This is a genomic window from Reichenbachiella sp. (assembly GCF_965223055.1).
Classification (GTDB): domain Bacteria; phylum Bacteroidota; class Bacteroidia; order Cytophagales; family Cyclobacteriaceae; genus Reichenbachiella.
In genome coordinates this window covers 808,864-821,092 of sequence record NZ_CBDCVM010000012.1, presented here as the reverse complement: position 1 = coordinate 821,092, position 12,229 = coordinate 808,864, and the positions used below count along the sequence as shown (strand labels likewise).

Annotated in this window: 8 protein-coding genes; 6 read left to right on the top strand and 2 right to left on the bottom strand. The window is 44.8% G+C overall.

Translation table 11 applies throughout. The features are described 5' to 3' along the window. The first annotated feature begins 64 nt into the window (after nucleotides 1–64). The 4 genes from ACOQO5_RS18940 to ACOQO5_RS18925 all read left to right on the top strand — a co-directional run bounded on the left by ACOQO5_RS18940 (nucleotide 65) and on the right by ACOQO5_RS18925 (nucleotide 5,768). Nucleotides 65–1,990, top strand: coding sequence for an AAA domain-containing protein (locus ACOQO5_RS18940; protein ID WP_420583259.1), 1,926 nt, complete (start codon nucleotides 65–67; stop codon nucleotides 1,988–1,990). A gap of 341 nt (nucleotides 1,991–2,331) precedes the next feature. Next, nucleotides 2,332–3,726: a dihydrolipoyl dehydrogenase gene (gene lpdA / locus ACOQO5_RS18935; RefSeq protein ID WP_420583258.1), complete on the top strand. Its 1,395-nt coding sequence runs from the start codon at nucleotides 2,332–2,334 to the stop codon at nucleotides 3,724–3,726. A gap of 180 nt (nucleotides 3,727–3,906) precedes the next feature. Continuing rightward, nucleotides 3,907–5,238 (top strand): MFS transporter, encoded by a 1,332-nt coding sequence (locus tag ACOQO5_RS18930; protein ID WP_420583257.1) that lies wholly within the window; start codon nucleotides 3,907–3,909, stop codon nucleotides 5,236–5,238. Between the two features lie 149 nt (nucleotides 5,239–5,387). Further along, nucleotides 5,388–5,768, top strand: a complete 381-nt coding sequence (locus ACOQO5_RS18925) for a hypothetical protein (protein ID WP_420583256.1) — start codon at nucleotides 5,388–5,390, stop codon at nucleotides 5,766–5,768. Between the two features lie 122 nt (nucleotides 5,769–5,890). Here ACOQO5_RS18925 and ACOQO5_RS18920 read toward each other — a convergent pair whose 3' ends face one another. Beyond that, the gene (locus tag ACOQO5_RS18920) at nucleotides 5,891–6,382 is read right to left on the bottom strand and encodes a hypothetical protein (RefSeq protein ID WP_420583255.1); all 492 of its coding nucleotides are present in this window, start codon (nucleotides 6,380–6,382) and stop codon (nucleotides 5,891–5,893) included. Between the two features lie 9 nt (nucleotides 6,383–6,391). Next, the gene (locus ACOQO5_RS18915) at nucleotides 6,392–7,858 is read right to left on the bottom strand and encodes a helix-turn-helix domain-containing protein (protein ID WP_420583254.1); all 1,467 of its coding nucleotides are present in this window, start codon (nucleotides 7,856–7,858) and stop codon (nucleotides 6,392–6,394) included. Nucleotides 7,859–7,971: 113 nt separating this feature from the next. Between ACOQO5_RS18915 and ACOQO5_RS18910 the strand changes: the two genes are divergently transcribed. Together ACOQO5_RS18910 and ACOQO5_RS18905 are read left to right on the top strand one after the other, a co-directional pair. Beyond that, a complete protein-coding gene (locus ACOQO5_RS18910) occupies nucleotides 7,972–9,870 on the top strand; it encodes a malate synthase (RefSeq protein WP_420583253.1) in 1,899 nt (632 codons plus the stop codon). A gap of 4 nt (nucleotides 9,871–9,874) precedes the next feature. Continuing rightward, entirely contained in the window at nucleotides 9,875–12,160 is a 2,286-nt protein-coding gene (locus ACOQO5_RS18905) for an isocitrate lyase/phosphoenolpyruvate mutase family protein (protein WP_420583252.1), read from the top strand. Nucleotides 12,161–12,229 lie beyond the last annotated feature (69 nt).

Here is a 12,229-nt window from a genome sequence, read left to right as displayed (position 1 = left end):
TCTAAAACTATTTTAGTTACTGGCGGTTAATCAATATATCTTCGCCAAATAGATTGATTAGCTCATGCCGAAGAAAGACATTCAGGAAGAACTCAAAAACCTACTTATACTTCTTAAGAAGGAAAAAGACGCCGATCTTCAGCAGTATCGCCAAAAAATGGCCGGCACTTCGCTCAAAGAACGCAGAAAACAGGGCGTTTGCTGGTACCCTATCAATCTGGAAAAAACCAAGTACGATGCCGGTGAAAGGCTGATTGTAAAAATATCAAGACCACCTGAGCATACAGATGCGCACCTCTTTCAGTCCGGAAAACTGATCAGCTTGTTTTCAGCAGCAGGCGGCCAAGGCGATTATGACGATGCGGTAAATGGCGTGGTCAACAACGTGACCAAAACCCACATGCACATCACCATGAATGTGGACGAACTCCCAACTTGGTTGCATCATGGGCAGCTGGGCGTGCAATTGCTCTTCGATGAAAACGCTTATCGCGAAATGGAGCGTACCCTCACCGCTCTGCTCAACACCAAAGAGGATCGCCTGACGGAGTTCAAAAAAATACTCCTGGGAGACAAAGCTGCACAGTTTACAGACCATGAAACCATTCGTGATCTAGGACTAAACGAAAGCCAAAATGCTGCACTGTACCAAATTCACAATGCACAAGATATTGCCATCATCCACGGCCCTCCCGGTACCGGAAAAACGACTACCGTGGTACAGGCCATTTTGGAAACCTTGAAGTCTGAAGATCAGGTGTTGGTTTGTGCACCGAGTAATGCTGCCGTGGATTTGCTCGCTGAAAAACTGGGTGAGCAAAAAGTGGAAGTGCTTCGAATCGGCCATCCAGCTCGAGTAACTGAAGAAATTCTCAGTAAAACGCTAGACGCAAAAATTGCCAACCACAAGGACTATAAAGACCTGAAGGCGCTACGAAAACAATCAGCGGAGTATTTTGCCATGGCTGGCAAATTCAAGCGCAACTTTGGCCATTCTGAAAAGAAGCAACGCAAGGCCCTTCGTGATGAAGCAAAAACACTTAAAGCTCAAGCAGAGCATCTCAATTATTACATCGTCAATGATATCATTTCCAAATCGCAAGTGATCGCCTGTACACTAGTTGGTGCCAACAACCAGATGCTAAAAGGCATGACATTCGAAACCGTTTTTATCGATGAGGCCGCACAGGCGCTCGAGCCGGCTTCCTGGATTCCAATCCTCAAATCTAACCGTGTGATTTTTGCGGGTGATCATTGCCAGCTACCTCCTACCATCAAGTCTTTCGAAGCTGCCAAGGCCGGACTGGAAGTGACCCTCTTTGAAAAAGCCATTCAAAGAAACCAGGCTGACACTATGCTGCAGGAGCAGTATCGTATGCATGAGCTAATCATGAACTTTAGTAGTCGACTCTTCTACAAAGACCAGCTCATCGCCAATGATATGGTAAAAAATTGGAAGGTATTTTCAGAAGATCAAACTGTAGAATTTATCGATACCGCTGGATGCGGCTACTTTGAAGAGGTAGACCCCGAAACCAGAAGTTCGTTCAACAAAGAAGAAGCTGATCTACTTTTCAGACACCTGACCAACTACCTTATGTCTTTGGACGCCATGGAAAAGAATGACGAGTTAACCAGTGTAGGTATCATTTCCCCCTACAAGGCGCAAGTGGTGAATATGCAGGAGCAACTGGCTGCGATGGAACTGGATGAATCCACCGCCAACAAACTGGCCGTAAATACCATCGACTCCTTCCAGGGGCAGGAACGCGATGTCATTTATATCAGTTTAGTACGCTCCAATGAAAATGGAGAGATTGGCTTTCTAGCCGATACCAGAAGAATGAATGTGGCCTTGACCAGAGCCAGGAAAAAGTTGGTAGTCATCGGCGACAGTGCCACCATAGGCCAGCATCCTTTTTATGAAAAATTCCTGGACTACACCAACGAGATCGACGCTTATCATAGTGCGTTTGAGTGGATGGAGTGAAATCTAACACCGTCATTGCGAGCACAGCGAAGCAATCTTATTCTTCAACTACCTAAACGTCCAATAACGACAAGCCTGTATTCAAGCTCAAGACTGCTTCGTCGTGCCTCCTCGCAGTGACGTTAGGATTATCATCTCTCTAACAAAAAGCAGTTGAAGGATTGGGTAGCAAGAAGTCCAAAGTCAGAAGTTTGTTGCAAAAACTACTCTGCTTCTTCCAACATCCGACTCTAAGCTTCGGACTTTACAAATAAGTTTTTTTGTCTTAGCAAAGCGATTAAATTTGCGCTAGATTTTGAGGCTGACGGGCAAGCCAATTGATTATCCACAAAGAAAAAATTATGGCAAACAAATATGATCTTATCGTGATCGGTAGCGGACCGGGTGGTTATGTAGCTGCGATCAGAGCATCTCAATTAGGAAAAAAAGTAGCAGTAGTAGAAAAAGCTGAAATCGGCGGTATCTGTCTCAACTGGGGATGTATCCCTACCAAAGCACTGCTAAAAAGTGCACAGGTATTTGAATATCTTTCTCACGCGCAAGACTACGGTATCAGTGTGAAGGACGCCAAAGCGGATTTCTCTGGCATGGTAAAAAGAAGCCGTGGTGTTGCTGATGGCATGAGTAAGGGTATCCAGTTCCTTTTCAAGAAAAATAAGATCGATCAGTTGCTTGGGTTTGGTAAGCTAGCTGCCAATAAAACCGTAGTAGTTACAGACGACAAAGGCAAGTCTGAAAACTATACCGCCGACAACATCATCGTAGCTACTGGAGGTCGTTCAAGAGAACTGCCAAACTTACCAATTGACGGTAAAAAAATCATTGGCTACAGAGAAGCTATGAGCTTACCTAAGCAGCCAAAGAAAATGGTCATTGTAGGCTCTGGCGCGATCGGCGTTGAGTTTGCTTACTTCTACCACTCGATTGGCACGGAAGTGACCATCGTAGAGTACTTGCCAAACGTAGTTCCAGTAGAAGATGAAGACATTTCTAAGCAGTTGGCCAGATCATTCAAGAAGTCAGGCATGAAAATCATGACTGGATCTGAAGTAACTTCTGTAGACACCAAAGGCAAAACCTGCAAGGTGACTGTTAAAACCAAGAAAGGTGAAGAAGTAATCGATGCAGACATCGTACTTTCTGCGGTAGGTGTATCTTCTAACATCGAAGGTATTGGACTAGAGGATGTAGGTGTGATGACTGACAAAGGCAAGATCCTGGTTGACGATTACTACAAAACCAATATCCCAGGTATTTATGCTATTGGTGATATCGTTCATGGCCCTGCACTGGCTCACGTAGCATCTGCTGAGGCTATAATCTGTGCGGAGAAAATCTGTGGAGAATCTCCAGAGCCATTGGACTACGGCAACATCCCTGGCTGTACGTACTGCTCTCCAGAAATTGCTTCTGTAGGCATGACTGAGAAAGCGGCTAAAGAAGCTGGATACGAAATCAAAGTAGGTAAATTCCCATTCTCAGCTTCTGGAAAAGCACAAGCTGGCGGAAACGCAGAAGGTTTCGTAAAAGTGATCTTCGACGCCAAGTACGGCGAGTGGTTGGGTTGTCACCTCATCGGAGCCAACGTAACAGAAATGATCGCTGAAGCCGTGGTAGCTAGAAAGCTAGAAACTACAGGGCACGAAATCATGAAAGCGGTTCACCCTCACCCTACCATGTCTGAAGCCATCAAAGATGCTGTGGAAGATGCGTATGGAGAAGCGGTGCACTTGTAAGCAAGTCAAAAAATAATTTTAGAGGTTCACTCAAAAGTTTAGCATTCGTCATCACGAGTGCAACGAAGTGATCTTAAGCCTAGAACACCGTTCGAACTTTAAGATTGCTTCACTCCGTTCGCAATGACGGGTCGCTTTTGACTGAACCTCTTTTTTATGCTCATCCGTATAATCTCCCTTATGCTTAAAAATACACCCTTCGCCAATTGGCCCTTCCATCCTGCAAAAACTCCTTTTTACTATGGCTGGGCTATCATCGTACTGGGCACGATAGGCATCTGCATGAGTATTCCGGGGCAAACGATGGGAGTGTCTACGTTTACCGACAGCCTGATCGATGCGCTCAATATGAGTCGCAGTGAATTGGGTTTTGCCTACATGTGTGGCACGGTGACCAGTGCCTCTATGCTGACCTGGGTAGGTATAAAATATGATCAATACGGTGTACGACCGATAGCCATCATGGCTGCCATTGGTATGGCGATTACTTTGGTCTTTATGAGTAAATCGGATGTTATTCAAGCACATCTCCCCAGCTTCCTCGAAGGCCGAGTGGGCAATTTCCTCATCATGTATGTAGGGTTTGCATCGTTGCGTTTTACTGGACAAGGGGCACTCACGCTGGTTTCTCGCAACATGATGATGAAATGGTTCGAGAAGCGCAGAGGTTTTGCCATGGGATTCTCCAATGTGGTGACTTCTCTTACTTTTTCCGCCGCACCAGTTTTCTTCGAAATGCTCATTCTGGACTATGGGTGGAAAGATGCCTGGTTGATTATAGCTGTTATTGCGGGGGTAGGGTTTCCGTTGATTGTATTGTTTCTCTTTAGAGATGACCCAGAGAAAAGTGGTCTAAAACCCGACGGAAACTACAAAGAAAAGAAAACCAAAGCCAATCGTTTTCCGGTGGTAAAGCAATACAACCTAAGTGAAACCATGCAGAGCTTTCCTTTCTGGGTCTTTGCATTAATGCTGGCCACACAGGCCTTTTACTGGACAGGCTTTACCTTCAATGTGGTGTCGCTGTTTGAAACAGCCAACTACGATCGCAGCACGGCAGTTTCGATTTTCGTTCCCTCGTCCGTTATTGCAGTGTTGGTAACCTTGTCTGTCAGCAGTTTGAGTGATTATATCAAATTAAAATACCTACTGTATGTCTCAGGTATCGGATCACTTATTGCTACCGTGGGTTTGATCTATTTAGATCAATGGCCGTTTATGATCCATGTAATGATCACAGGAAACGGTATTCTCCTGGGGCTCTATGGCGTATTTCTTTCAGTAGTTTGGCCACGGTTCTACGGCACGCGCTATCTCGGAGCCATTTCTGGCCGTGCCATGACTTTTGTGGTCTTAGGTAGTTCGATTGGCCCTATCATTTTTAGTGAATCACTGGCACGTACGGATTCTTACAGTGCGGCAGGATGGTTGTGTTTTGGCATTTTCCTACTACTTACCATCGCTGGATTTTGGGCAAATAATCCGCAGGAGGGGTATCGAACATCAGGCTAATAACTTTTTAGTGTTGTCAAATGTTCTAAAAAATGATTTATGCACTATATTCACTGTTATCACCAATATTAGGTAATAAACCTATTTTCTCTTGATCATATTAATCAGGCATTGAATTTGATATTTTGTGATTATAAACATTAAATGTCATGAAGCACTATTTAACAGTTGCAATTCTATTGATCACGTTGAAGGGCTTTTCTCAAGAAACATCAAACCCTTTGACTGATACTAAAATAACACGGCATGTATCAATTATGGATATTGAGGGTGAAATTTTCGAAGATGTCACAGTGACAATGAAGTCAATATCACCAGATTACTTTATTTCAGATAATTATAAAGTAAAGGTCACAATAATTGATAATGAAGGACAACACATTTGGAAAAAAACGCTTAAAAACACTTTTCTCTATGTTTTCTCAAACGGACAAGTACAAGTTGGACAAAAAAAATTCAACAAAATCGTCATACAAAAAACCTCTGGAGAGTTTTATGGAATCATTAGAGAAAATGAAGGTGTTTATTAGTTAATCCAACTAACAATAATCTACCATTAAACCATAATAGCATCTACCCCTCCACCCTCTAAAAATTAAAAAGATTCCGCCTTTCTTGATGTAGTTACCAAGATGACTTCACCTAACACTAATCAATCCTGCCTCTTCATCAGTTTATCAAACCAAACTTCCCTCCCAATATGTCGATCTAGGTATTGGAAAAAGTAAAAGATCACAAAGCAGAGGTAGAGATAAATGCCATGAGCCAGAAATAGCGCTACTTTTCTTTCACCAAACAAGTGGTGACTCCACTCCATCGGCTCTTCATTCAGGTAGAAATGAACAGTCTTTTCTAAAATGGAAACACCTATGGTGATTCCTGTGTAGATCACCGCTTTGATTGTTATCTCTCGAATCGGCCTGAGTTTTTGCAGCCAGCGATGCATCGGCAGTTTGTCAATGAGAAACACCACCTTACCCATGGCCAGCGCACCTACAATCGTTGTCGCCCACCCATAAAAAGAAATCTGATACTGGATCAACAACAATTTTTTGATGATCATAAAAACGGCGAAGCAGACAAAGAAATACAGCGTTATTAACCCTACCTCTATCATTTCTTGTTTGATCTTATCAAGTTTCATAGGCACATATTATAAAGTTTTCAATTCCTTTTCCAACTCCTCTTCCATTTGCTGCTTGTGTGCGTAAGTCGGCGGAGCAACTCGATGGTCACAATCCGGAATAGAACAGCGCTCACACGTGGTATGCACAGTTTTGGTACGAAGACCAGGATCTTTGATAAAGTTGAAAGCTCCTTTCAAACTGTCGGTCATCATAAGCCCCAACGTAATACTACTGGCTCCATCTCCTTTGTAGTTGTCGGGCTCCGCCACAGAAATACAGAAGTACGAACTATTGGTTTGCCAATATTCCGATATCTGAGCATCGATCAAGTGATCTTCTTGCTTACTTCGGATGTTTTTGATCGAACTTATCGACAACCAGCGATGACAAAGGTGTTCATCTAGCTCAGTATGATAAGGATTGTGCAACTGTGAAAGGTGCAACTCCTTGGTAATGTCATATTTGATCAGATCGCTGGTGCTTTGTAAGCGAATGAAGAACAGATCACGAATATTGAAGTGATGTGGCAATAAGTTCGTAAACCGCTGCAATAAGGTCTCCGGTGTCACTTGATACTTTTGTAGCAACTTGCCAATCAAACTCGGCTTCCAGGTCGTTGATCTGGCTATTGACTCAATATCCTTGACCAGCTCATCAGCATCCATCAGCAAGGCCGCTGCGAAATAGGAAGCTTTGAAGTTGCTCAATAGCTTGTCAAATGACGCCTCCTTGTTCAGCTGAGTCTCGTAGGACCTTTCGGTGAGTTTCAAATATTGAAAGCCCAATTCCTTGGATAGGATAAAATTCTCCTGCCCTTCGGACAATCCCTCATTGATGTATAGCACCTTCTTTTCGGCTTGGTAATAAGATCTGAATTTTTTCAGTTTCTTGTTCTTACTCAAACTCACCCGATCAATGGTGATGTCATACTGCTGCCTTAAGGCATCTGCCAGTAGATCATAACCATACGGCAGTTTGTTTTTCAGCTTCATCTCCTTTTTAAATTGGTGCACGGCCTCTTCCAAGTCTGGAAAATAGTTGTCATGCATATCCTGATATGAGCGAAGTGCAATACGATAAAAATGCTCCTTTTCAATTTGGTAGCTACGCACCATTTTCAGAATGGTACTGATAAAGGCACTGATGCGATCCGGTGAGTTACTGAACACATCGATCAGCTTATCCGGGCTAATCCCAAATTCACCCAATGGAAAAAACTTAAAAAACCCGGAGTTCAATAATTCGATGACCGGACGAAGCTTTTTATCCGCTCTGGTACTCACCAGCTCATCATAATCTAGCTGAAAAGCTTGCGCCAAAGCACTGATCTTATCCGGTTTAGGGTATTTCTTCCCTTTTTCTATGTCATTCAAATAGGAAACTGACAGGCCTGTCTGCTTCGAAAGCTCCTGATAGGAAACCTTGTGCTGCAAGCGTAAATGCTTGATTTTGAAACCGAGGATAAGTTTTACGATGTCATTGTCGCTGATCATGCAAAGTGCTTTTCTAATTCAGAGCTAAAATAAATCAAAAAAAGGAAATAAATTAATTAGCGGAATTTCCGCTTTTAGAATATTTTCATATATTTGAAGAAATATTCGCAACTATGTCACAACTATACATTACACCAGAAAGGCTCCTAACCTACCAAGACATTTACACAGATGAGGTTTTGCAAGCCCTTGAAGCACTCGCTCCACTCAATGCCAAACAGAAGGTTTTGATGGAAGAAAGAAATCAGCGCAGAGCTGATCGCATTGCCAATCAAACATTATTGGATTTTTTACCGGAAGAGGCCTGTATCGGCCCGAATCACCTGAGGGTGGCAGACATTCGATTGGGAGATTTTGAAGGCAGTATAATTCCCGATGATCTGCAACGACAATGGATCCAGGGCACCGGTCCGGCTGCTAAACCCAACGCTACGCTCGAGTCGAGTATTAGAAATGTAGCCTATGCCCTTCTATCCGGTGCTGATGGCTGGATGTTTGATGGTGAGGACGCTTTGGGTCAGATCAACTCCATGTCACTCGACAACCAACGCAACCTGAAACTGGCCATTCATAAGGATGAAACTTTCATGACAGCCGCCGAACAGGTAGCCCAAGAAATGAACCAATGGGCACAAGGCTTTTTGGGCAAATCCATTATTGATGACTGGAAAACTCAATTGGATTTCACCACATTGATCTTCAGAGCCAGAGGATTACACCTGGACGACCGCCATATTACGATGGAAAATGGCGATTCATTCTCTGCGGCTATTACCGATACAACACTTTTCATAGTAAATAACTACAAGGTCCTCCAAGCCAAAGGCGCCTCACTTGTGCTGTATCTACCCAAAATTCAAACAGCACAAGAGGCTGCCTTTTGGAACAAGATACTCTCCAGCCTAGAGAAGCACCTAGGACTAGACACAGGCACGATCAAGTGTTATGTATTGGTAGAGCAACTGGAGGCTACTTACCAATTGCTTGAAATCCGAGCCGCGCTTGGCCCCCACTTCGTAGGATTCAACACCGGAAGGTGGGATTACATCAACGCTGTAGCTGACGCCATGTGCGGCATAGATGATTTCATTAATCCAAATATTGAATCCATCACCATGACTTACGCCTATATGGCGGCTTATGAAGATCGCGTACGCAAAGCCGTAAACACGCCCGATCAAAATGGCAACTATAGTCTTTGGCAAGGCGGCATGGAGCCCAACATTCCCGTAGGCTCTGAAGCTGGAGTAAAAGCGAGCATGGAGAAAGCATTAGCTGGAGCCAAAAGAGAACAAGCAGCCGGTGCTTCAGGAAAGTGGGTGGCGCACTGGAAGATGGTACAAATCATCCGTCCCGTGTGGGAAGAAATAGGTGAAACCAATCAGCTCGGCCGTGACTTTGGCGCACTGACTTACACTGAAGTAGATCGACAAGCGCTCATCACTTTGCAGGATGCCCCACTGACCATCAGAGGTGGTAGAAACCTTTTGAGCGTAGCGCTGCAGTACGGCAATGCCTTTTTGCAAGGCTTTCAGGCAGCGGCATTAAAACCTGCAGATTTCTTCGGAAACGAAGACATTCTTTATCTCATGGAAGACATGGCCACCGGTGAAATCCGCCTAAGCGTACTCTGGGAGTGGCTGCACAAAGGCGCCAGACTGACCGAAGGAGATGAAGAGCTTTCGCTCAACAATGGTGCATTGTTCACCCAGGAAATCTTCGATCAATTGTTAACGGAAGAATACCAGAAGCTACTGGATGCCAACAACAAAGACGTTCACGACGATTCGAAAAAGTCCACACTGCCTATTTCACTGGAAATAGTGAAAACCTACGTCACTTCAGAGGTGAAAGGACCCTGGTTTATTGACTTGCTCAACCTCAACTTAAACAATGATAATCTGAGTATTGCGCAAGAGCGCATCTCCAGATACTATGACGAGTTGACTTCTACAGGTCACCGCCTCACAGAAAATCTTGACTTAGAACCCAATACACACATAAACGCATAAGAAAATGAAAAACGAGACCCAACAGATCAAAGACAGAACAGCCGCTATGGAGGCTTACTTCAACAAGCCCAGATTCAAAGGCATCAAACGATTGTATTCTCCAAGACAAGTCGTCGAGCAACAAGGCACGATTCCGGCCAGCTACACCGTGGCGCAAAAATCTGCTGAGGCGTTTTTCAACCGCTTACGCGAAATGCACAACGAGAAAAAGCAGATCACTACATTCGGTCCCTATACGCCCAGCCAGGCCGTAATGATGAAAAGAGCTGGCATCGAAGGCATCTACCTTGGTGGATGGGCCACCTCCGCCAAAGGCTCAGCCGACGAAGACCCTGGAGCAGACCTGGCGAGTTACCCACTGAGCCAAGTACCGAATGAAGCCGCAGGCATCGTACGAGCATTGATGGCTGCTGATCGCAATCAACATTTTCAACGCATGAAAATGTCTGAGGAACAACGAAAAGCAACCAAAGAGTTTGACTTCAGGCCATTCATCATCGCCGATGCCGACACCGGACATGGAGGAGATGCTCACGTTAGAAACTTGATCAGAAGGTTTGTAGAAGCCGGCGTAACCGGCTACCACATCGAAGACCAAAAACCCGGCACCAAAAAATGTGGGCACCAGGGCGGCAAAGTACTGGTGTCCAGCGACGAGCAAATCAAAAGAATCAATACGGCCAGACTACAACTGGACGTGATGGGTGTTCCCGGTATTATCGTAGCCCGAACCGATGCTGAAGCCGCTTCATTGTTGGAAAACATCTCTGATGAGCGAGATCAGCCGTTTGTTCTTGGTGCTACCAATCTGAACGTGCCTTCGTACAAAAATGCTTTTCTTGCTTTACAGCAATGTCTGAGTGAATTGGGTGCTACCCAAATCAAAGGACACGAATTGTATCAAGTAGGCGAAGATGACCGAATCGCTGCGCGTGAATGGATATTGAATGCCCCTTTCGCCTCGCTGCTGACGCAGCTGAAAGCCGAATTGATCAGCGACGATGCCAGTCTATTCGAACCCGCCTATGACCAAATATCTGCTGAATTTGTGAAATTCTGGGAAGCCAACGCGGGCGTTACCACCTTTAGGTGTGCAGTGGCCAACCACATAGAAGAATGCAGCAAAGAAGGCGATGAATTTGAGATGTGCCACCAGGAATGGTTGCAATTTGCCGCGACTGCTTCTCTCAGTCAAGCACGTAAAAAAGCCGACGAACTGGGTGTAAATGTAAAATGGGATTGCGATCTCGCTCGTACTCCAGAAGGGTACTATCAAGCCAAAGGAGGTATTCCGTTCGCTATTGCGAAATCACTAGCAGTAGCACCTTATGCAGACATCCTCTGGATGGAAACCAAAACCGCTGATCTGGAAGATGCTCGCAAGTTTGCGAATGCCATTCACGAAGTGTATCCGGACAAAATGCTGGCTTACAACTTATCGCCATCTTTCAACTGGGATACGACAGGCATGACCGAAGAAGAAATGTCCAAATTCCCATCAGAGCTGGGCAAGCTGGGCTTTGTGTTCAACTTCATCACTTATGGCGGTCACCAAATCGACGGACTGGCTTCAGATGAATTTGCCAACTCGCTCCAGACCGAAGGCATGTTAGCCCTGGCCAGAGTTCAGCGAAAGCTAAGACTCCTGGATTCGCCATACAAAACGCCACAATCGCATGTAGGCGGCCCAAGACTGGACAGTGCACTGGCGGCAAGTTCAGGCAGAACCGCTACCACCAAAGCCATGGGCAAAGGGTCTACACAGTTCCAGCACCTGAAGCAAACGGAGTTGCCTACTACCCTACTCGATCAGTGGATTACTGAATGGGCTGAGTTTTACAAAATCAAGGATGACATTCAGATAAAACTGAGACCACACAAACCGGGATCGACAGTGATGGAATTGGCGTTATCCATTGGCGAAGAAAAAGTAGCCAACTTGGTTTTCACCTCTGTAACCGATAGAAACAAACGACAGATATTGTCGATACGTGATCAGAACATGTTCAGAGAGAACTTGAGACAAAAGCGTCTGATGACTTTGATGCATTTGTTCATCATCAATAGATACCAATGCGACACAGTACACTACCTCACACCGACGGACGACAACGCCAAGCAGTGTGAAGCGATGCTGAAAATGGAGCTGTACGCTGCTTTTACCGATGAGATCGGACAGATTATTGTAGCCGATATTGCTACGGATGAGGTTCGGGCTTATGTAAACATCGAAGGCCGTATCTCCAGACTCATTCATAAAAAACAACAAACCCAACTGGTAGATGTCTAAGGTCGCTACCGCAGAATGATAGGATCGGCGTTGCCGATCCTTTTTTTTGTTTCTCTAAGTCCTACATAA

Bases quoted from the DNA above. Each gene is read 5' to 3' on its own strand.
- lpdA (WP_420583258.1), top strand. From the start codon at position 2,332: ATGGCAAACAAATATGATCTTATCGTGATCGGTAGCGGACCGGGTGGT.
- ACOQO5_RS18920 (WP_420583255.1), bottom strand. From the start codon at position 6,382: ATGAAACTTGATAAGATCAAACAAGAAATGATAGAGGTAGGGTTAATA.
- ACOQO5_RS18915 (WP_420583254.1), bottom strand. From the start codon at position 7,858: ATGATCAGCGACAATGACATCGTAAAACTTATCCTCGGTTTCAAAATC.
- ACOQO5_RS18940 (WP_420583259.1), top strand. From the start codon at position 65: ATGCCGAAGAAAGACATTCAGGAAGAACTCAAAAACCTACTTATACTT.
- ACOQO5_RS18910 (WP_420583253.1), top strand. From the start codon at position 7,972: ATGTCACAACTATACATTACACCAGAAAGGCTCCTAACCTACCAAGAC.
- ACOQO5_RS18905 (WP_420583252.1), top strand. From the start codon at position 9,875: ATGAAAAACGAGACCCAACAGATCAAAGACAGAACAGCCGCTATGGAG.
- ACOQO5_RS18930 (WP_420583257.1), top strand. From the start codon at position 3,907: ATGCTTAAAAATACACCCTTCGCCAATTGGCCCTTCCATCCTGCAAAA.
- ACOQO5_RS18925 (WP_420583256.1), top strand. From the start codon at position 5,388: ATGAAGCACTATTTAACAGTTGCAATTCTATTGATCACGTTGAAGGGC.